This window comes from Mesorhizobium sp. B2-4-7, assembly GCF_006442685.1.
Classification (GTDB): Bacteria; Pseudomonadota; Alphaproteobacteria; order Rhizobiales; family Rhizobiaceae; genus Mesorhizobium.
The window spans coordinates 11,358-30,170 of the sequence record NZ_VFVH01000007.1 but is presented as its reverse complement, the minus strand read 5'-3'; the positions used below and the strand labels follow the sequence as shown (position 1 = coordinate 30,170).

The following is an 18,813-nucleotide window of genomic DNA, read 5'->3' as shown; positions in this document are numbered from 1 at the left end:
ACGCACGAACGACACCCCCACTTTGGCTTTCCAACGCTACACTGGCCTTGGGCGATGAACGGAAACGGTCGATGTTTCCGGTCTGTGCTCGAAAGTCGCATAAAACGCAGTCTGGAACTTGGTCTGGTATTTTTCGCTGCTGACATTCGGTCAGCTCTATCCTTGAATTCCATCTGGTCCGGCGCCGCAGATGATGGCACAGACGCACTCGCCTGAGCTGAACCGCACCCGACCCTCCGCAATTGCGGCAACCGCGGCAGCACCGCTTAGATCAGCCGCAAGGCCCATCTCGAACCACAAGCTTTTGGCGGCGCACAGCATCTCGGAATCGTCGACAAGCACGATCTCATCGACGCTATCGCGCACAATGTCGAAGATGCGATCGTCGGTTTTGGCGCAGGCCATCGTCGCGACAGATGTCGTGATCTTGTCCAGGGCCACATTGTGTCCGGCTTCGAGGGCGCGCAGCAGCACCGGCGAGCCTGTGGCCTCAATTCCAATAACGCGCACATGCGGCGCCAGCGCCTTGATCGCTGTCGCCACGCCGCTGACCAGCCCACCGCCGCCCATGGCGACCAACACTGTCGTCACATCCGGCATCTGGTCGAGGATTTCGAGGCCGACCGTGCCTTGCCCGGCGACCACAGCCGGGTCGGCGAAGGGATGGAAATAGACGGCGCCGGTTTCGCGGACGAAGGCTTGCGCGGCCTCGTTGGATTCGTGCCAGGCCGAGCCGACAATGTGGGTGGCCGCTCCCCAGGCGCGCAGCTTCTCGATCTTGGCCGGCGAGGCGTTGGTCGGCAGGAAGATGGTGGCCGGCACACCGGCCATGAGGCCCGCGCGGGCGGTGGCTATGCCATGGTTGCCACCCGACGCGGTGACGATGCCATGCTCCAGCGCGGCGGGGTCGAGCGAGAGCAGCCTGTTGGTGGCGCCGCGTGCCTTGAACGATCCGGTGACCTGCAGCAGTTCCAGCTTCAGCAGCAGGTCGACGCCGCCGGCCAGCGGCGTCTTGAGGTTGCCGGCGGCAATCATCGGCGTACGCCTGACATTGCCTTCGATGCGCGCGGCGGCAGTACGGATGTCTTCCAGCGCGATCACGCCAGCTCTCCTTCATAGCGCGTAGCGACGGTGACGCAGCAATTGCCGACAACGACACGGCCGGGCTGGCGGCGGCCATAGACGATGCCGTCCGAGAGGTAGCGCACGGTCTCGGGCGCGCGGCCGGGGTCGGCCAGGTCGTGGATGCGGCCGGCGTCCTGGCCAGCATGGACCTCGGCGCCCAGCGCGTGGAACGGTTCGAACACGCCATTGGTGGTGGCCAGCACATAGCCGTCATGGCCGGGAATGCGCAGGATGTTTTCGGGCCTCGCGGCAGGCGGCCTGCCTGTCGGCGGCAGCACGCCGAGGTGGCTCAGCACATTGCGCACGCCCTTGCGGCAGATGCCGAGCGCGTCGAGCGAGACCGTGCCGGCGCCGGCCATCTCGGTGCCGACCGTGGTCAGCCCGGCCCGCACCGATGTGGCCGTGGAGGTGCGCGGCTCGCCGAGATTGTCGATGACGACGGTGAGCGGAGCATCGAAGGCGAGCACCGCCTCCGTGTTGCGCTTGCGGTGGGCGGCGTCGGGCGCCGGCTCGATGATGGCGCTGGGCAGGATGTTGAGCGAGGAACCGCCGGAGTGAAGATCCATATAGGCATGCCCAAGCGGCATGACGACGTCGCTGACATAGGCCGAGATCTGCTGGGTGATGGTGCCGGTTGGATCGCCTGGGAACGTGCGGTTGAGGTTCAGCCCGTCGACGGGCGAGGTGCGGCGGCCGGCCAGCACGGCCGGCAGGTTGATCGCCGGCAGGAAGATGATGCGGCCGCTGACCATGCCCGGGTCGAGATCGCGGATGAGTTCGCCGAGCGTGATCGGCCCCTCATACTCGTCGCCATGGTTACCGGCCTGCAGGATGACGGTCGGCCCGCTGCCGTTCCGGATCACCGCGAGCGGAATGCGGGTCGCGCCCCAGGCGTCGTCATGCGGCGAATGCGGAATGTCGACGAAGCCGATCTGCTTGCCGGAACGGTCGAAATCGATGGTGGTGCGGGCGGTGGACATGCGGGCCATGTTTCTCTTTGAAACTCTAGGGGATGGAGGTGGCGAGGGAGAGGCGGCGAGGGCGGAAAGGCCCCCGCCGCCGAAGAAGTCAGATCGGCGGCAGGGTCGGCAGCGTGGTGCCGATCCACTTCTGCGACAGCGCCGAGAGCGAGCCGTCGAGCATGCCGAGATGGATGTAGGTGTCGAGCCAGCGAAGCAGCTCCGGGCTGCCCTGCTGGATGCCGATGTAGCAGGGCGAGAATTGCAGGATGAATTTGGGTTTCAGCTGCACCTTGGCGTCCTTGTCCATCAAATCCTTGGCCACGACATCGGCGGTGGCCAGCAGTTGCGCCTGGCCGGAGGTGAAAGCGGCTGCGGCGGTGGCGTCGTCGTCGAAGCGCACGATCTTGGCGTTGGGCGCGGCCTTGGTCAGTTCGAGATCCTGCGTCGTGCCGCGCGCCACCGCGATGGTCTCGTCCTTGAGCTCGGCCGGGCTCTTCACCGTGATGCTGTCGGGGCCGAAGACGCCGATCGAAAGCGCCGCATAGGGCGAGGTGAAGGCGATCTGCAGCGCGCGTTCCGGCGTCGCGCCCATGGCGGCGATGACGATGTCGAGGCGGTCGGTGACCAGATAGGGCACGCGGTTGGCGCCGGTGATCTGCTGCAGTTCGAGCTTGACGCCCAGCGCCTCGGCGATCTTCCTGGCCATGTCGACATCGAGGCCGACCGGCTCGTTCTTGGCGTCGACCGAACCGAAGGGCGGCACGTCGATCGGCACGCCGATGCGCACCGTGCCAGCGGACAGGATTTTCTGCAGGTCGGCCGCTCGCGCCGGCATTGCCGAGACGGCGCCGGCCAGGAGCACGGCTGTGACGATCCTGGTGAGATGCTTGAACATGGAACTTCCCCTTTTTCTGGTTGGACTTTCTTTTCCTAGTGAAGGACGGCGCTCAGGAAGCTCCTGAGTTCGGCCGTACGAGGCTCGAGCAAGGTCTCACGCGCTGGCCCATCCTCGTGGATGCGGCCCTCATGCATGAAGATCACGCGGTCGGCGACGTTCTTGGCAAAGTTCATCTCATGGGTGACGAGCATCATGGTCATGCCTTCGCTGGCGACGCTTTCGAGCACGCGCAGCACTTCGCCGACCAGTTCGGGGTCGAGCGCCGAGGTGATCTCGTCGAACAGCATCAGGGTCGGCTGCATGGCCAGCGAGCGCGCGATGGCGACGCGCTGCTGCTGGCCGCCGGACAATTCGTCGGGATAGGCAAGCAGCTTGTCGGCGAGGCCGACCTTGGCGACCACGGCGCGGGCGACTTCGCGGGCGGCCGGCGTGTCGAGCTTGCGCACCAGCTTCAGCGCCAGCGTGACGTTGCGCTCGACATTGAGATGCGGGAACAGATTGTAGCTCTGGAATACCATGCCGGCGCGCTGGCGCAGAAGGTTGAGGTCGGCCCTGGGCGCGGTGACGTCGATGCCGTCGACGACGATGCGGCCGGCCTGCACCTTCTCCAGCCCGTTGATGCAGCGAAGCATGGTCGACTTGCCCGAGCCGGAGCGGCCGATGACGGCGACGATCTCGCCTTTTTCCACGTTGAGCGAGATGCCCTTCAGCACCTCGATGGCGCCGAAGCGCTTGCGGATATCGGCGATTTCAACGAGCGACATGAAGTCTCCTTTCCAGCATGCGGGCGAGCTGGGAGAGGGAAAAGCAGATGACGAAATAGATGGCGGCGGCGGTGAGGTAGACCGGCAGCGGGGCAAAGGTCGCGCCGCTGATGATCTGGCTGGCGCGGGTCAGTTCGACGAAGCCGATCAGCGCGGTGAGCGAGGTGTTCTTCACCAACTGGACGAGGAAGCCGACGGTCGGCGCGACGGAGATGCGGATCGCCTGCGGCAGCACGACATGGCCGAGGCGCTGCGCGTAGGTGAGGCCGAGCGCGGCACCCGCCTCCCATTGCCGCTGCGACACCGATTGCAGGCTGCCGCGCCAGATCTCGCCGAAGAAGGCCGAAGCGTAGATCGACAGGGAAAGTGCCGCCGCCGTCCAGGCGTCGACCGAGAGGCCGATCAGCGGCAGGCCGAAGAAGAAGACGAAGAGCTGGCCGAGTAGCGGCGTGCCCTGGATCAGGTTGATCCAGGCGATGGCCAGCCAGTTGAGCGGCTTGAATGGGATGACGCGCAGGACGGCGACGACGATGCCGAGCAGCCCGCCGCCCACCGTGGCGGTGAGCGCCAGCAGCATCGTCCAGCGCGCGGCCTCGATCAGGTAGACGATATCGGTGCCGCCAAATTCGCGGATCATCGGCGCGGCCTCCTGACGAAGACCATCCAGTAGACGCCGGCGAAGAAGGCCCGGAAGCCCAGGGTCAGCACGAGATAGGAAATGGTGATCAGCGTGTAGGTCTCGAAGGAGCGGTAGGTGCGCGAGTCGATGAAGGCGGCCTGGTGGAACAGCTCGGTGGCGCCGATGGAGGAGACGACGCTGGTGGTCAGCATGATCAGCACGAACTGGCTGGCCAGCGCCGGGTAGATGGTCTTGACCGCCTGGAACAGCACGACATGGCGGAAGGTCTGGCCGGCGGTGAGGCCGAGCGAGCGGCCAGCCTCGACCTGGCTCTGGCGCACCGACTGGAAACCGGCGCGCAGGATCTCCGCGCCATAGGCGCCCATGTTGATCGACAGCGCGATCAGCGCAGCGGTGTTGGCGCCAAGCTTGATGCCGATCGAAGGCAGGCCGAAGAAGACGATGAACAGCTGCACCAGCAGCGGCGTGTTGCGCAGCGCCTCGACATAGACGCGAGCGCAGGCGCGCAGCGGCATCAGCGGGCTGATCGAGGCCATGGCGACGATCAAGCCGATGGCAAGGCCGCAGAGCATGGTGACGACCGAGAACTGCAAGGTCAGCAGCACGCCTTGCACAATCTCGGGGATATAGCGCAGCAGGACATCAAATTTGAAATTATAGCTCATGGAAGTAGAGCGTCCCCCTATGCAACTCCAGGCAGATCGCTATTTTCCGCTCGGATTTGCTGGACACCACGCTATCGTCGCTTCATATGTGACGTCAAGCGTCATCTATGAAGCGGATGCAAATGACGGACGACAAGCTGAATTACAGCGCGCCGGCCCTGGAAAAGGGGTTGGATATCCTCGAATTGCTGGCCAATGCCGGCCAGCGCATGGGCACGCGCCAGATCGCCGAGGAACTGGGGCGATCGAAGAACGAGATCTTCCGCATGGTCCATGTGCTGCTTGCGCGCGGCTACCTCCAGCGCGATGAGGGCGGCGAGGGGCTGATGCTGTCGAACAAGCTGTTCGGGCTTGGCATGCAGACGGCGCGCGCCCGCGACCTGGTCAGCACGGCGGCCCCCATCGTCGAGCGCTTCGCCGAGGAGGTGCACCAGGCGGCGCATCTGGTCGTCGCGCATCGCGGTGAAACCGTCATCATCGCGGCGGCATCGGGCGGGGCGGACATGAACTTCTCGCTCAAGCTCGGCTATCGCCGGCCGCTGGCGGATGCCCATTCCGGCCTGGTGCTGATGGCGTTCCAGCCCAAGCCCGTGCGTGACCGGATGATCGCCGAATGCCTGATGCTGATGCGTGAGCCGCCGGACCCGACGACGCTCGCCGCCGAACTCGACGCGGTGCGCGAGCGCGGCGCCATCATCCACGAGAGCCGCGACATCATCGGCGTGACCGACGTCGTCTGTCCGATCATCGCCGGCGACGGGCGCGCCGTGGCCTGCGTGACGGTGGCGGCGGTCAGCCGACGCAGCGCCGCGCCCAATTTCGAGGCCATGCTGGCGCGGCTGAAGCTCGCTTGTGCCGAGATCGCGCATGAGCTTGGAGGGTAGGGAGGCTCAGCCCGCGACGATGATGTCGCGCGGCGTGCGGGACAGCACCTCCGCACCGGCCGTGGTGACAAGCACATTGTCGATGATGCGGGCGCCAAGGCCTTCGGCGCCGATATAGACCGGCGGCTCGATGGTGACCACCATGCCGGCCTTCAGCATGTGCGGGCTGTCGCCGATCATGTGCAGCGGCTCGGCCCAGCTCGGCGGAAAGCCTGGCCCCAGCGCATAGCCGGACGTGTGGACACGGCAGGCTTCGAGCCCGGCCTCGCCGATGACGGCGCGGGCCGCCTGGTGCGGCACGGTTGCCGGCACGCCGTCGCGAATCGCCGCGATCATGGCGTCGCCGGCGCGCAGCACGATGTCGTGCAGTTCGGCCATGCGCGGCGTCGGCTTGCCCAGCGCGAAATTGCGGCCGATGGTGGCTGTGTAGCGGTTGAAGGTGGCGCCGAATTCGAGATTGCCGAAATCGCCATGTTCAAGCCGGCGCGCGGTCGGCGCGCCGTGGCTGTAGGCGGAGCGCGGGCCGGAGACGAGGTTGATCGGGCTGGCGGCGATGCCGCTGCCGTTGCGCAGCAAGGTCTCGTGGATGGTGCCGGCCAGCGCCAGTTCCGACAGGCCCGCCGCGAACTCGCCGGCAAAACGCTCCATGCCAAGGTCGGCAAGGGCCGCCGCGCGCCTGATATAAGCGATCTCGGCCGGCGACTTCACCAGCTTCAGGCCGGCGATCAGTTCCGTCGCCTCGGCAAGCAAGGTATCGCCGATGACGGCGCGAAGGCCGAGACAATGATGTGGGTGAAGATAGTAGGCCGGCACTTCGAGGCCGACGCGCCTGCCTAGCACGTCGTGGCGCCGCGCCACGTCGGCGAAGGCCGCGACCGGATCCTCGTTCTCGCCGCCGCCGAAGCCATGCACCTCGTCGGCAGCTGAATCCGTTTCGAATTCGTGCACTTCGCCCTGGCGTGTCAGCACGACGAGCGGCTCGTTGCGCGCGCCGACCAGCAGGCATTGGAATTCCTGGTAGCTCTTGGCGTCGCTGCCGGTCAGCCAATGGATGGAGGCGGGGTGAACGGCAATCAGCCAGTCGAGGTCGCGTGCGGCCATGGCGGCGCGGACACGCGCCAGACGATCGGCGAATTCGGCGGCGGTGAAATCGTGTTTCGACATTAGCCTCGCGTCACCGCCATCGCCTCGATCTCGATCAGCAGGTTCTCGAAGGCAAAGCCGGCGACGCGGATCGCAGTCACCGCCGGACCGGGCTCGGGGAAGAATTCGCGCTGCACGCGGGCAATCACCGCGCGCGTCGCCTCGATCCCGGCCCAGCTGCCTTCGGCGTGATAGTAGATATAGAGCTTGGCGACGTCGCTTTCGTCGAGCCCGCCTTCGGCCAGCGTGCGGCGGATGAACTCGAAGACGTTGCGGGTCTGCGTCTCCATGTCGTCGCCGACGGCCTGCGCCTTGTTGTCGGCCGAGATCTGGCCGCCGATCAAGGCGAGCCCGCCAATCTTCCAACCTTGCGTGAACTGGGTGTTGGGAATGCTCCAGTCCCAATGGTTGGCCGGCTGCAGGCGCTGCTTGTCGTCGCCGAGCATGCCGATGCCCTCGACCTGGATCAGTTCGCCGGCATTGCCCATGCCCTGGATGCGCAGTCCGGCACCGGCCGCCGAAGGCACCGACATGTAGCGGCGGCGCACATTGGTCATCTTCTCCCAGTAGTCGGTGACCTCGCGGCCTTCGCCGAAAAAGCGGAAATAGGTGTTCTGGCGCATCAGGCTGTGGCGGTCGCCGCCGCCCGACCGCAGCATGGTGTCGAGGTTGCGGAAGGCCTCGTCGGTCTGCACCTCGATGTCGCCGAGCCCGAGCACATTGCCTTCGGCATCGAGCGAGCGCTGGCCGCCGACAAACAGCATGTCGCCGACCTTCCAGCCATGGACGAAGGGCAGCTCCCTGCGCCAGCGCCAGTGACCCGGGGGGTCGAGCAGTTCGCGCTTGCCGCCGATCACCACCCAGGCGTCGACCATCAGCAGCGCGCCCTCGCGGTCGAGGCCGCAGCGGATTTCGGTGGTGGTCGGGCCGGGAGCGGTGAAACAGCCGGCGCGCACGGCATCGAGTTCGTCGAGCAAGGCGCCCACGGCATCGGCCTTGCAACTGAAATAGATGTTGTGCTTGACCACATCGGTCATGCCGGCGCCGGCCTGGGCGAGAAGGGCCGCCAGCCGATCGAAAATGACGCGCGCCTGACCCGTTATGCCGGTTGCGACGATATTGCCGCTGACGTCCGTCGCCATCAGCCCGCCGATGAAGACCAGGTCACCGGCGCGGACGGCCTGCGGCGCCGATCCTTCGATATCGCTGAATGTCCGCATCCGCACCACGTATCCTCCCGCTGATTTTCTACTTACTTACCTGCAAGTCAGTGTTCCGTCAAATGCTGGGGATGCAGCAAAGCTTCGGCGTCCACGGCCAACGCATTTGGCTATGATGGAAGCATGGACGAGACCGACACCAGACAGGCGATCAAGGATACGGCGCTGGAGCTTCTGGTGCGCCACGGCTATCGCGGCACCAGCTTCGGGGATATTTCGGCGGCGCTCGGCACGACGCGCGCCAACATCCACTATCATTTCGGCAACAAACAGGCGCTCGTCGACGAGGTGCTTGACGACTACATGCAGGCGACGCTGAGCGGCTTGCGGGCTGTCTGGTCGCATGAGGGGTCAAGCCTCGAGGAGCAGGTCGAGGCGATGATCGCCTACAGCCGCGCCCGCTTCCGGCATTTCAACCCAGCCGGCACAGAAGGGCAAAACTGGAGCCTGATTTCGAGGCTGCGGCAGGATGCCGACCTCCTTGATGCCGACGGCCAGAAGATGCTCGGCCATTTCAGCGCGGAGCTCTCGGCGTTGTTTGCCGGCGCGCTGTCGGCGGCGGGCCGGCGCGGCGAGTTGTCGCCGAATGTCGTGCCCGGCGACGCCGCGCTGCTGTTCGCGGCGATCGCCGACAACGCCGCGCCAATTACACTGGGCGAAGGTGGCTTTGACGCGTTGGAGAAGACCTATCGCAGCCTGATACGGATGATCCAAATCTGACTCACCGAAACGACAATGTGAAACCCCATGTTATAGCAGTGAGCCTCGCTTCCTCTGACATTCTGTCTGAAGAATTGGTCGTCTGCTCGGCTTACCTTGAGACATTCTCGGTTGCTGGCTTAATCAGCCCCGCAAGTGTGATCTTGGTCATGAGCTTGTGCTTGGACTTGTCGTGGTGGCGATAGTCCTTCCAGCGGAAGCTGACCAGAACTCCATGATCCAGGCTCACGAGGCGGCTGTTGGCGATGGCGACGCGGTAGGTGTAGCGACCAAGGTAGGCGAGGACCTGTTTTGGACCGCCGAACGGGGGCTTGGCGTAAACGACCACTCGATCCGCTTCAGTCCAGCCAGTTGGGCGCAGAAAGTAGCAGGGTCGGCCAGGCTAGCGAGATCGCTGAAGAAGCGAAGCTGGCCGGCGTCGAAGGCGTCTCGGAGGCGCTCTAGGAATAGGCGGTGACAATCGGGCGGTTACTCTATGCTGATGGTTTCGTCAGGAGAGCTCCTTCTATAACGACTCCGGAATTCACGTATTTCCACAGCGCAACAAACAGTTTCCGAGCGAGGGCGACCATGCCGCCTTCTTGCACCGGCCACCATTCGGGATGACTCGCGCCCTGAACCACTGGCTCAGTGCGAATTGGGTTGATGGGGCACCCAGACCCACGCAACCTAGACAAGCGTCGGCCGGAGCCTAGGATTGCCGGACTTCGAGACTCCCTGCTCGCAATTAATTAATCTGCCCACTCTGCTCAACCGGCCACGGTCTTCCTCCTCCGGCGTTGGCACTCGCAACATTGCGCAAACCCGAGGCTCCCGCGGTTGTGGCCAACAACGAAGCTGACGGTCTGCTTTCAGCGCAGAAAGCAGTCATTCCACCGGTGGCCTCCACTGCCCAGATGTAGCAACAATCCTCGAATGGCAAGGGAAGCCTCGAGCCAGAAGCTGGCGGGCTCCTACAGGGACGTGAGGGCGCGGTCCCAATATGGATTCTGAAGGGTCGAGCGCAGGCGCATCTGCTTCCACACGCCGTATTTGTAGAAGTCGAAGTCGATGCTCGAGGTAATGTTCTGGACCATGCACCACAGCGACCATTTCAAGTCGCCCAGCATCTGGTAGACAAACATGCGCGCCTTGGTGCTGGCTTCGACGCGACCGAAATAACATTCGATCGCCTCATCCTGCATCACGTCGCTCAGGACCATTTCCCCACACCAGGTGGCGAGATCGCAGCAGCGGTCGTTGTTCGACGCGTATTCGAGGTCGACGATCAGGATCCTGTCTTCAGTCAGCAGGAAGTTAGCTGGTGCCGGATCGTTGCAGCAAGGAACGATGTCCAGTCCTGACGCTTCCAGCGCGGCGCGAGCGGTGCGGTACTTCATGTGAATGGTAGGAAAATCGTGCGGGAATGCCGCCCCGAGCTCACGCAATTGAACGATATGTTCATCGATCATGTCAAACAGGGTCTTGGTTAAGCGAAGCGGGGCAGAATTGTTGAAGGTGCGGAACAAGTTAATAGTGGGCGCCCTAATCTCGGCGGAGTGGAAGTCGCGGGTGGTGCAGGGACGAGACCGCTCTACAAAGTCGCTGATTTCCACGCCGCGGTCGCTGAGATCACTATAGATCCGAGGCCCGATGCCAAGTTCGTGCGCGCGCCTGCCGGCCTCGAGCGAAGCGCTCCGATCGATAAACTTCTCGGTCCCGGGGCCTGGCATCTTAAGGAAAAACGTCTGACGCTCACCTCCGATCCTGACGTGCCAGTTAGAATTGCTAAAGCCCCCGAAGATTGGCCGGTAAAAGATGTCTTTGCCCTGCCATGGGGGTACCAAGGAAAGCATTGTTTCCAATGCCAGTTCGGAGGCCGATTGGCCTTCTCCGCACTTCCGTTCCATGAAGGGTTCTCAGAGCATTCGGGCGTACGAGCCGAAATCGAGGCTTCCGAGCGCGGCGCGGCAGCGGATGAAGCGCCAGAACCCGTAGCGGTAAAACTCGACATCCTTGCGCTGCGAGGTGGCGTCCATCACGAGACCCCAGAGACCCCATGCGAGATCGTCGGCGATCGCGTAGAGACGCACGCGACGGAGACTTGCCGGCCTCGGCGTGCCTTCGAACATTTCGAGGGCCGGGAGGAAGTCCTTCTCGTCTTCGAAAACCTCGTTGATCAGGATCCCGATCTCATAATAGGGGTCGACGTTGCCGGCACCGTCGAAGTCCACGAGCTCGATGCGACCATCCGGCCCGATGAGGATGTTCGAGGCCAGGCCGTCGGCATGGGAGGGCACACTGTCGACCCCCGATGCGGCGATCATGCGCTCAAAGCGCAAAACCTGCTCGAACAGGACCGGAAGGTCGGGAGGAGCCTGGGCCACGAGCCGATCGCATTCCTGCTTCAGCGCGCGGATCCGGTCGAACGGCGACACCGGGATCGTGAAGCGCAGTCCGCCGTGGACCCTGCGCTTAACACCTATCACCTCATTGAGGACGTCCAGCTTTTTCAGGTCGCTGACACGGGCGGTCGCCCAGCCGTCGCGATATTCCATGATGCAGGTCGCGCGCCGCGCATCGATGGCAAGGATCTTGGGCGCGCAGCCGAGGCCGGCCGCTTTGCGCTGCGCATCGAAGGATGCGGCCGCATCGATGAAGCGGCGCTGGTCGGGCTGAATGGTTTTGAGCAGGAGCGACGGATGCTGGCCATCGACCGACAGAAGCAGGCGGGTGCTGTCCACGCCACGATGCGACGGGACGAGAATGCCCGGCTCCATCTCCTGTGCCGATCTGCACAGCTGCGGTCCGGCACCAGAGCAGGCGGGCTCGTCGGGCGTCACAAGACAGAGGTCGGCCGGCGCCGTGAGGTCATCCGCAAAAAGGGAACGGACTTCTTTTGTTGCGGACGGGAGACGATGAATGTCCATCGGGCCGATGCGGCGATCCATACCCTTTCGCGACAGACCAATTTCCATGAAGCCAGCGGAACCCTTGTAATCCAAGCAAGCACAACCGACCAGCGACGGCCCGTCCACGAAAGGGAGCGGGGGACAGGCGCGCCAGCAGGAAACGCAATGCTATATCTATGCGGGCGTGAGTAAAGTGCCGACGTGCCTATCGGCGCCGAGATGCACTTAAACGCGGATGAGGTCGACGCCCAGTTCGGCGAAGCGCTGGACGAATTCTTCGCCGACACCCTTAGTGGTGATGACATGTTGGGCGTCGGCAAGGCCGAATGCACGAACCGAGCCGAAGCGTCCGAACTTCGATCGATCGGCTACCATGACGGTGGTGCCGGCCTGACGCCTCGCCTCATCGTGCAGTGCAACCTCGTCCTCACCAAAGCCCATGAAGCCGTGATCGACATGGACGGCGCTGGCACCCATCAAAGCCAGGTCGAACCTGTGCCCTTTCAGCGCGGTAATGGTAGAATGCCCGAATGTGGCCTGATATTCCGGCACCATCGGACCGCCGAGCACGCGGACACTGGTGCCCCAGCCGTGGGAGAAAAAATGCGCCGCAATGGCGATGGAGTTCGTGAAGATCGTCAGGTCTGCATGCTTGTCAAGGTGCTTCACGCAGGCCAGCGTAGTGGTTCCCGAACTGACGAAGATCTTCATACCGTTCTGGATAAGGCTGGCAGCCCTTTCGGCGATCAAGTTTTTTTCCGGCGCATTGACCCGGCTGCGCTCGCCAAACGGCTTGTCCCCCTCTTTTGGCGTCAGTACCGCACCGCCGTAGACGCGCCGAGCCAAGCCATTTGTTTCGAGTAGACGCAGATCGCGCCGGATGGATTCCGGACTGACTTCGAGGCGATCGGCGAGCAGATTGACACTCGCGCGCTCATTCGCGCGCAGTATTTCCAGGATTTTTTCCTGGCGAAACTCAGAAAATCTCATGGACCGAATCTGCCTGTGACCATTTGGGTCTTTCCGGACTTAACATATCCCCGAGCACGTCGAACACTGCGAGATGCCGGAAGACCGAAAATCCCGGCGCCAAGCTAGTCGACATGCTCAAACCAGTCAAATCCGTCTTAGTCGCTCAACAGTCCTAGGGTCTAACAGCCTTGAGATTTAGACCTGTTCGGGACTGGGCACTCGCCGAGAGTAGGCCAAGCCGCGCTTGACCACAGGCAAATGTGTCGATATTGGTGTTTTTGACCGATTTGTGTGTTTTGAGAAATTGGATCGGTTTGAGGATGGATCTGGCGTCCAGTCAGGATTTGGAAGGCTCGTCTGGCAATGGCGAATAAGTGCCATGCTGCAGGTCGAAGGATGGAGTTCAACGGGCCGGCGCCGAGCGGGTCCTAGAAAACTAAACCGCACATCGGCAAAACAACCGCCGATACAAAAAGGGGAACAGGATCAATGATTACGCGTAGAGACATTATGGTTGGCGCGGGCGCGCTTGGCGTGGCCGGCGTGCTCGGCAAGCTCGCGGTGCCGGCCAATGCGCAGGGCAAGAAGTCACTCGTGCTCGCGTCGATGGGGCCCGTCACGGGTAATTGGGATCCGACTTCCCACACGACCCTTGGTCAGGGCAATTTCGAAAAGTTCGTCTTCAATGCGTTGACGCGTGCCCCGATGCGGGACGGCGAGGCGGACCTGCTCGAACCCGCGCTGGCGGAAAGCTGGAAGCTGATCGACACCAACACGTTCGAGTTCAAGCTGCGCGACGGCGTGAAATTTCACGACGGCAAGGAATTCAGCGCCGAGGACGTAAAGGCGACGCTCGAATACTCCTGCGACCCGGCCCGCCCGGCGGCTTCCTTTTGCCCCGGAAAGGTCGATGTCGAAATTGTCGATCGCCTTACGGTGCGACTGCACACCGAGAAGCACGGCTATCCGGCATCGGCTTGGTGGTTTATTTCAAGCGTGATCCCGATCCTCTCGGCGAAGGATGTTGCTGATCCGAAGATTCTCCAAAAGCGTCCGAACGGCACGAACGCCTTCAAGTATGTCGAGACCAACGGCGACAAAAATATTCTTCACGCCTATGACGACTTCTTCGGCGGGCGTCCGAAGATCGATGAGGTCGTCTATGCCTATGTTCCGGATGCCAACACGCGGGTTCTCGGCCTCTTGAACGGCCAGTACCACATCGCCGAACGTCTCGAGCCGGAACAGTACGCATCGCTCGCCGGAAATCCGAAGGTCACCACTCGCAAGGGTCTCACGACCGAGAACAAATATCTGCATTTTCGCTGCAACAAGGCGCCCTTCGACGATCCGCGCATCCGCCTGGCGGCATGCCATTCGATCGATCGCAAGCAGATCCTCGAACTGATGGGCGAAGCGGCGCTCGAGTCAAGCTGTTACGTCTCCCCGATGAAGTTCGGCTTCACCGACATCAAGGGATATCCAGACTACAATCCCGAGGAAGCGCAGCGTCTGCTGGCCGAAGCCGGCTTCCCGAACGGGGCGGGGCTGCCGCAGCTCGAATATATCACTTCGATCGGCTTCTATCCCAAGACCAAGGAGTATGGCGAACTGATCGCCGCGATGCTCCAGGAGCAGGGCTTCAACGTGCAGTTGACGGTGCTCGAGCCAGCGGCCTGGGAAGTGGCGATCTATCGCCGCGCCGACGGTCAGGGCCAGGGCCATATGTGCGACGTCGGCTGGATGACGCCGTCGCCTGAGCCGGACCTCGTCCTGCGGCCCAACTGGCACTCCAGCGCGGCGCTGATTTCGGGCATCAATGATCCCGAGATCGACGCGGTCCTGGACAAGGAGCGCAACGCGCCCAATCCGGAACAGCGGCTGAAGATCCTCACCGAGGAAACCTTCCCGACGATGGCCAAGAAAGTCCCAAGCTTCTCACTGTTCTCTGCGCTCACCTTCCACGGCGCCGCCAAGAACCTTGAAGGCGCGGTCTACCTGCCCTACGGACCTATCGACCTGTCGAAGGCGGATCTCGTCTAACCTTTGGCCCAGCAGCGTCGCCATCCGGCGGCGCTGCTCCTTCGTGAGCCTGCCGTTATGCTTTTTGCAATAGACTTCTTCGTTCGCCGTCTTGCCCAAGGCGTGATCATTGTGGCGGGCATCGCCCTGTTGATCTTCACCCTGCTGCGCGTGGTGCCCGGCGACCCCGTGCGGCTGATGCTCGGCCCGATGGTTTCGCAGTCCGTGGCGGAGCAGACGGCCAAGGAGCTCGGCCTCCGGGATCCGATAATCGTCCAGTTCGGGCGGTATATGACCCAGATCGTCCGCGGCGATTTCGGCCGATCCTTCGTGCGCAGCGCCCAGGGCGGCAGCACTGGAGGTTCGCGCGGCGAATCGACCTTCGATGCCAGCAACCGGGCGCCGGTCATTGATCTGATCGGCGCGACATTGCCCTACAGCCTGCTGCTGGCCGGCCTGGCCTTCCTGATCTCACTGTCGATCGCGGTTCCGCTCGGCATCTGGGCCGGCCTTAACGCGGGCAGGGCGCCCGACCGATTCGCGCTTTACCTGAGTTCGGTCCTCGTCTCGCTGCCCAATGTATGGCTCGGACTGGTGTTCATTTATTTGTTGTCGGCCAGGACTGGCTGGCTACCTGCAATCGGCTACGAGAACTGGACCTATGCGATCCTGCCGGCCTTGGTCCTGGCGGTGGAACTGATTCCGATCATCGTCCGGTCGCTCTCGGTTTCGGTCTCCTCCAACCTCCTCGAGCCCTATGTCTATGTTGGCCAAATCCGCGGGCTGACCCGACGGCGCATGATCTCGGCGCATGTTCTGCGTAACTCCGGGATACCCCTTCTGAACGTGTTGGGCATCCAGGCGGTCGGCCTGATCCTCGGCTCGCTGTTCGTCGTCGAATACCTCTTCAACTATCCGGGGATCGGCCTGCTCATGATCAATGCGGTGTTCCAGCGCGATTTCCCGATCATCCAGGCGATCGCGATCTTCGCCTGCGCCGGGCTCGTCGGTGTGAACATCCTCGTCGATTTCGCATCGACCACGATCGACAGAAGGCTCCAGTACTGATGTCCGAACACACCATCGTCGACGCGGAAGTCAGCGTTCCCCCAAAAGCCCGAAGCCTCGGCGCTAATATCTTCCTTCAAGCATTCAAGACGCCGGAGTTCCGGGTCGGGGCGGTCATTTTCATCGCCGTGATCCTGCTCTCGGTCGCCGCGCCGGGGCTGCTCGGCCTTTCCGCGACGAAATTCAACGTCGGCCTCAAGTTCTCGCCGCCCTGGCCTGCCGAAGGTTCGGTCTGGCCTCATTTCATAGGGACCGACCAGTTGGGCCGCGATCTTCTAGCCCGATCGCTGATCGGCCTGCGGAACGCCCTGATGATCGGCATTACGAGCGTCATCGGCATGTTCGTTCTAGGTTCGGCGGTCGGGATGGTGGCCGGCTATGTCGGCGGCTGGACCAACCTGATCCTGATGCGCATCACGGATGCGCAGATGTCGATCCCGGTGATCATCCTCGCCATCACCATCCTCGGCGTGACGCGGCCGACGCCGCTGACGGTCATCCTCGTCTTCATCCTCGCGGGCTGGCCAGGCTACGCACGCGTGGCGCGTAGCGTCACCATGTCCGAGCGGCGCAAGGAATATGTGCGCGCCGCCAAGATCCTCGGCGCATCGGACGTCCGGATACTGCTGGTGCATATCGCGCCGAACATCCTGCCCCCGATCGCATTCGTCGCCGTGCTCGACGTCGCGCGCATGATGATCTTCGAAGCCATCCTCGGGTTCATCGGCATCGGCATCCAGCCGCCCACGCCTACATTCGGGACGATCATCGCCGACGGCACCAAGTATCTCCTGAATGCGTGGTGGATCACCACCATTCCCGGCCTGCTGCTGGCGATATCGCTGTGCAGCATCAACCTCATGGGCGGTGCCCTTGAGCGCTCCCGCAACAAGCTACTCCAAGGTGTCCTATGAGCGGGGAGAGTGTAAGCATTCTCGAGATTTCGGGCCTGTCGGTCGATCTAGCGTTGCCAGGCGGCGCAAGGCGCGCTGTTCTTCAGGACGTCAATCTCTCGGTTTCCCAGGACGAGGTCCTCGGCATCATCGGTGAAAGCGGCTCGGGTAAGACCGTCCTGTCGCGCGCACTCGTCAACTGGATAAGCCCGCCGCTGGTCGTGACCGGCGGGACGATTGCCTACCATGGCCGCAACCTGTTCGATCTCGCGCCCGCCGAGATGCAGAGATTGCGAGGGCGCAAGGTGGCCTATATAGGCTCCGACCCTGGCAGCGCACTCGATCCGACCATCCCGGTCGGACAGCAGATCATCGAGAAGCTGCGCGCCGTCGAGCCGGGCATTTCGACTGCGGAAGCCAAGGCGCGCGTGCTTCGTGTCCTCGACGCGGTCCGCATTCCTTCCCCGGCGCAGCGCTTTCACGAATTTCCTTTCCAGTTCAGCGGCGGGATGATGCAGCGCGTGCTGATTGTCGATGCCCTGGTCACCAACCCTGACCTGCTCGTCGCTGACAACATCACGCAGCCGCTCGACGTGACGGTCGCCGCCCAGATTCTTCGCCTACTGAGGGATCTCCAGCGCGATTTTCGCACGGCGGTCATCTTCGTCTCCTCGGCGCTCGGTGTGGTTAACGAGATCGCAGACAACGTCCTCGTGCTCGCCGATGGCCGCGTGGTCGAGTGCCAGCAGACCCGTAAACTGATCGACGAACCCCAGCACAACTACACGCGCAACCTCATCAAGAGCGTGCCGCGCATCTGGGGCGCCGAGCAGGTCACCGCCGCGCCGGGCTTGGCCAAGGACGACACACGCGAAATCATCCTTTCGGTCCGCGACGTCTACCGTTCCTACGCAACCAAGGACCGTGAGAGGCTGTTTGCGTACCGGGTTGTCCAGGCCGTCCGGGGCGTCTCGTTCGACGTCTACAAAGGCGATAATCTTGGCATCGTAGGCGAATCCGGTTGCGGGAAGTCGACGCTTTCGCGTCTACTCAGCCGCCTCGAAGCACCCAATCGCGGCCAGATCCTGTTCAAGGGCCAGGACATCGCGCATCTCGGCCGAAAGAAGCTGCTTGATCTGCGCCGTCGGTTCCAGCTGCTGCTGCAGGATCCCTACAACGCCATCCCGCCACATTTGGCCATTGGCCGGACGATCGCCGAACCGCTGCGCATCCATGGCGGAATGAGCGCCAAGGAGATCGGCGAGAAGGTCGCCTACACGATGAACGAGGTGGGGTTGCGCCCCGAGCTGACGGACAAACTGCCGGTAGGGCTCAGTGCGGGCCAGCGGCAACGCGTCAACATCGCCCGCGCCATGGTGCTGGACCCGGAACTCCTGATCCTCGACGAGACGCTGTCGGCACTCGACCAAGTGGAACAGGGCAAGCTGCTCGATCTTTTCGAGCGTCTGCAGGCCCGCCACGGCATGACCTACATCTATATCTCGCACGATCTGAGCATGGTGCGCCGCGTCTGCAATCGCGTGGCCGTGATGTATCTCGGTCGCATCGCCGAACTCGCCGGCAACGAGGCGACGTTCTTCGATCCCGGCCATCCCTACACGCGAGCCCTGCTCAGTGCGGTTCCGGCGATCGAGCACAAGCCCTACGACACGGCGACCTATCTCCTTGAAGGCGAGCCGCCGGACCCCATCGACATTCCTTCCGGCTGCACCTTCCGCACACGCTGCCCGTTCGCTTTTGACCGCTGCGTCACGGAGGATCCGGCGCTGCTGAAACGAAGCGACGTGGATTACGCCGCGTGCCATCTCGTCGAGGCCGGCTTGTCGGCGCCAAGGCTGATGCCGGCGGTCGATCTGAGCGGCCCGTAACAGCGGCGCAGTCCCTGACCGTCCTGGGCGCCCCTGACCCCGGCGCGGTGCCCCGCA

At 63.2% G+C, this 18,813-nt stretch carries 17 protein-coding genes and 2 pseudogenes; 6 read left to right on the top strand and 13 right to left on the bottom strand.

The genetic code is table 11. The annotated features are described in order from the left end of the window. Window positions 1–156 precede the first annotated feature (156 nt). The 6 genes from FJ946_RS19085 to FJ946_RS19060 all read right to left on the bottom strand — a co-directional run bounded on the left by FJ946_RS19085 (window position 157) and on the right by FJ946_RS19060 (window position 5,054). The gene (locus FJ946_RS19085) at window positions 157–1,101 is read right to left on the bottom strand and encodes a threonine/serine dehydratase (protein ID WP_140499646.1); all 945 of its coding nucleotides are present in this window, start codon (window positions 1,099–1,101) and stop codon (window positions 157–159) included. Beyond that, on the bottom strand, window positions 1,098–2,114 hold the full coding sequence (locus tag FJ946_RS19080) for a succinylglutamate desuccinylase/aspartoacylase family protein (protein WP_140499644.1): 1,017 nt from the start codon (window positions 2,112–2,114) through the stop codon (window positions 1,098–1,100). Before FJ946_RS19080 ends, FJ946_RS19085 begins: the two co-directional genes overlap by 4 nt. Window positions 2,115–2,193: 79 nt before the next feature. Beyond that, window positions 2,194–2,982, bottom strand: a complete 789-nt coding sequence (locus FJ946_RS19075; protein WP_056570895.1) for a transporter substrate-binding domain-containing protein — start codon at window positions 2,980–2,982, stop codon at window positions 2,194–2,196. Between the two features lie 35 nt (window positions 2,983–3,017). Beyond that, window positions 3,018–3,749, bottom strand: a complete 732-nt coding sequence (locus FJ946_RS19070) for an amino acid ABC transporter ATP-binding protein (RefSeq protein WP_140499643.1) — start codon at window positions 3,747–3,749, stop codon at window positions 3,018–3,020. Continuing rightward, complete coding sequence (locus FJ946_RS19065; RefSeq protein ID WP_140499641.1) at window positions 3,736–4,386, bottom strand: amino acid ABC transporter permease; 651 nt, start codon at window positions 4,384–4,386, stop codon at window positions 3,736–3,738. The genes FJ946_RS19070 and FJ946_RS19065 overlap by 14 nt, the downstream gene beginning before the upstream one ends. After that, window positions 4,383–5,054, bottom strand: coding sequence for an amino acid ABC transporter permease (locus FJ946_RS19060; RefSeq protein WP_140499639.1), 672 nt, complete (start codon window positions 5,052–5,054; stop codon window positions 4,383–4,385). Before FJ946_RS19060 ends, FJ946_RS19065 begins: the two co-directional genes overlap by 4 nt. 122 nt (window positions 5,055–5,176) lie before the next feature. Between FJ946_RS19060 and FJ946_RS19055 the strand changes: the two genes are divergently transcribed. After that, window positions 5,177–5,938, top strand: coding sequence for an IclR family transcriptional regulator (locus FJ946_RS19055; protein WP_181165404.1), 762 nt, complete (start codon window positions 5,177–5,179; stop codon window positions 5,936–5,938). A gap of 6 nt (window positions 5,939–5,944) precedes the next feature. Here FJ946_RS19055 and FJ946_RS19050 read toward each other — a convergent pair whose 3' ends face one another. Together FJ946_RS19050 and FJ946_RS19045 are read right to left on the bottom strand one after the other, a co-directional pair. Further along, window positions 5,945–7,102, bottom strand: a complete 1,158-nt coding sequence (locus FJ946_RS19050) for a Xaa-Pro peptidase family protein (RefSeq protein WP_140523182.1) — start codon at window positions 7,100–7,102, stop codon at window positions 5,945–5,947. Further along, a complete protein-coding gene (locus FJ946_RS19045; RefSeq protein WP_140523185.1) occupies window positions 7,102–8,301 on the bottom strand; it encodes a RidA family protein in 1,200 nt (399 codons plus the stop codon). The genes FJ946_RS19050 and FJ946_RS19045 overlap by 1 nt, the downstream gene beginning before the upstream one ends. A gap of 123 nt (window positions 8,302–8,424) precedes the next feature. Here FJ946_RS19045 and FJ946_RS19040 point away from each other — a divergent pair, with 123 nt between their 5' ends. Next, window positions 8,425–9,021 (top strand): TetR/AcrR family transcriptional regulator, encoded by a 597-nt coding sequence (locus FJ946_RS19040; protein ID WP_140499631.1) that lies wholly within the window; start codon window positions 8,425–8,427, stop codon window positions 9,019–9,021. A 91-nt stretch (window positions 9,022–9,112) separates the two neighbouring features. Here the strand turns inward: FJ946_RS19040 and FJ946_RS31200 are convergent. From FJ946_RS31200 to FJ946_RS19020, 5 genes and pseudogenes are all read right to left on the bottom strand, one after another. Further along, window positions 9,113–9,346 (bottom strand): annotated as a pseudogene (locus FJ946_RS31200) (transposase); the annotation flags it as partial. A gap of 148 nt (window positions 9,347–9,494) precedes the next feature. Then, window positions 9,495–9,753 (bottom strand): annotated as a pseudogene (locus FJ946_RS31195) (IS110 family transposase); the annotation flags it as partial. Window positions 9,754–9,974: 221 nt separating this feature from the next. Then, complete coding sequence (locus tag FJ946_RS19030) at window positions 9,975–10,910, bottom strand: choline/ethanolamine kinase family protein (RefSeq protein WP_140523188.1); 936 nt, start codon at window positions 10,908–10,910, stop codon at window positions 9,975–9,977. A 9-nt stretch (window positions 10,911–10,919) separates the two neighbouring features. Next, window positions 10,920–12,005, bottom strand: a complete 1,086-nt coding sequence (locus tag FJ946_RS19025; RefSeq protein WP_140523191.1) for a phosphotransferase — start codon at window positions 12,003–12,005, stop codon at window positions 10,920–10,922. 132 nt (window positions 12,006–12,137) lie between these two features. Further along, on the bottom strand, window positions 12,138–12,902 hold the full coding sequence (locus FJ946_RS19020) for a DeoR/GlpR family DNA-binding transcription regulator (protein ID WP_140499625.1): 765 nt from the start codon (window positions 12,900–12,902) through the stop codon (window positions 12,138–12,140). A gap of 471 nt (window positions 12,903–13,373) precedes the next feature. Between FJ946_RS19020 and FJ946_RS19015 the strand changes: the two genes are divergently transcribed. From FJ946_RS19015 to FJ946_RS19000, 4 genes are read left to right on the top strand one after another with little or no spacing between them, the layout of a single operon-like run. Then, window positions 13,374–14,927 (top strand): ABC transporter substrate-binding protein, encoded by a 1,554-nt coding sequence (locus FJ946_RS19015; protein WP_140523193.1) that lies wholly within the window; start codon window positions 13,374–13,376, stop codon window positions 14,925–14,927. A 57-nt stretch (window positions 14,928–14,984) separates the two neighbouring features. After that, window positions 14,985–15,974 (top strand): ABC transporter permease, encoded by a 990-nt coding sequence (locus FJ946_RS19010; protein WP_140499621.1) that lies wholly within the window; start codon window positions 14,985–14,987, stop codon window positions 15,972–15,974. Beyond that, window positions 15,974–16,888: an ABC transporter permease gene (locus FJ946_RS19005; RefSeq protein ID WP_140499619.1), complete on the top strand. Its 915-nt coding sequence runs from the start codon at window positions 15,974–15,976 to the stop codon at window positions 16,886–16,888. The genes FJ946_RS19010 and FJ946_RS19005 overlap by 1 nt, the downstream gene beginning before the upstream one ends. Further along, window positions 16,885–18,756, top strand: a complete 1,872-nt coding sequence (locus tag FJ946_RS19000) for an ABC transporter ATP-binding protein (protein WP_140499617.1) — start codon at window positions 16,885–16,887, stop codon at window positions 18,754–18,756. Before FJ946_RS19005 ends, FJ946_RS19000 begins: the two co-directional genes overlap by 4 nt. Window positions 18,757–18,813 lie beyond the last annotated feature (57 nt).

Bases quoted from the DNA above. Each gene is read 5' to 3' on its own strand.
- FJ946_RS19045 (WP_140523185.1), bottom strand. From the start codon at position 8,301: ATGCGGACATTCAGCGATATCGAAGGATCGGCGCCGCAGGCCGTCCGC.
- FJ946_RS19060 (WP_140499639.1), bottom strand. From the start codon at position 5,054: ATGAGCTATAATTTCAAATTTGATGTCCTGCTGCGCTATATCCCCGAG.
- FJ946_RS19030 (WP_140523188.1), bottom strand. From the start codon at position 10,910: ATGGAACGGAAGTGCGGAGAAGGCCAATCGGCCTCCGAACTGGCATTG.
- FJ946_RS19050 (WP_140523182.1), bottom strand. From the start codon at position 7,102: ATGTCGAAACACGATTTCACCGCCGCCGAATTCGCCGATCGTCTGGCG.
- FJ946_RS19015 (WP_140523193.1), top strand. From the start codon at position 13,374: ATGATTACGCGTAGAGACATTATGGTTGGCGCGGGCGCGCTTGGCGTG.
- FJ946_RS19040 (WP_140499631.1), top strand. From the start codon at position 8,425: ATGGACGAGACCGACACCAGACAGGCGATCAAGGATACGGCGCTGGAG.
- FJ946_RS19065 (WP_140499641.1), bottom strand. From the start codon at position 4,386: ATGATCCGCGAATTTGGCGGCACCGATATCGTCTACCTGATCGAGGCC.
- FJ946_RS19080 (WP_140499644.1), bottom strand. From the start codon at position 2,114: ATGGCCCGCATGTCCACCGCCCGCACCACCATCGATTTCGACCGTTCC.
- FJ946_RS19055 (WP_181165404.1), top strand. From the start codon at position 5,177: ATGACGGACGACAAGCTGAATTACAGCGCGCCGGCCCTGGAAAAGGGG.
- FJ946_RS19070 (WP_140499643.1), bottom strand. From the start codon at position 3,749: ATGTCGCTCGTTGAAATCGCCGATATCCGCAAGCGCTTCGGCGCCATC.
- FJ946_RS19000 (WP_140499617.1), top strand. From the start codon at position 16,885: ATGAGCGGGGAGAGTGTAAGCATTCTCGAGATTTCGGGCCTGTCGGTC.
- FJ946_RS19075 (WP_056570895.1), bottom strand. From the start codon at position 2,982: ATGTTCAAGCATCTCACCAGGATCGTCACAGCCGTGCTCCTGGCCGGC.
- FJ946_RS19005 (WP_140499619.1), top strand. From the start codon at position 15,974: ATGTCCGAACACACCATCGTCGACGCGGAAGTCAGCGTTCCCCCAAAA.
- FJ946_RS19020 (WP_140499625.1), bottom strand. From the start codon at position 12,902: ATGAGATTTTCTGAGTTTCGCCAGGAAAAAATCCTGGAAATACTGCGC.
- FJ946_RS19010 (WP_140499621.1), top strand. From the start codon at position 14,985: ATGCTTTTTGCAATAGACTTCTTCGTTCGCCGTCTTGCCCAAGGCGTG.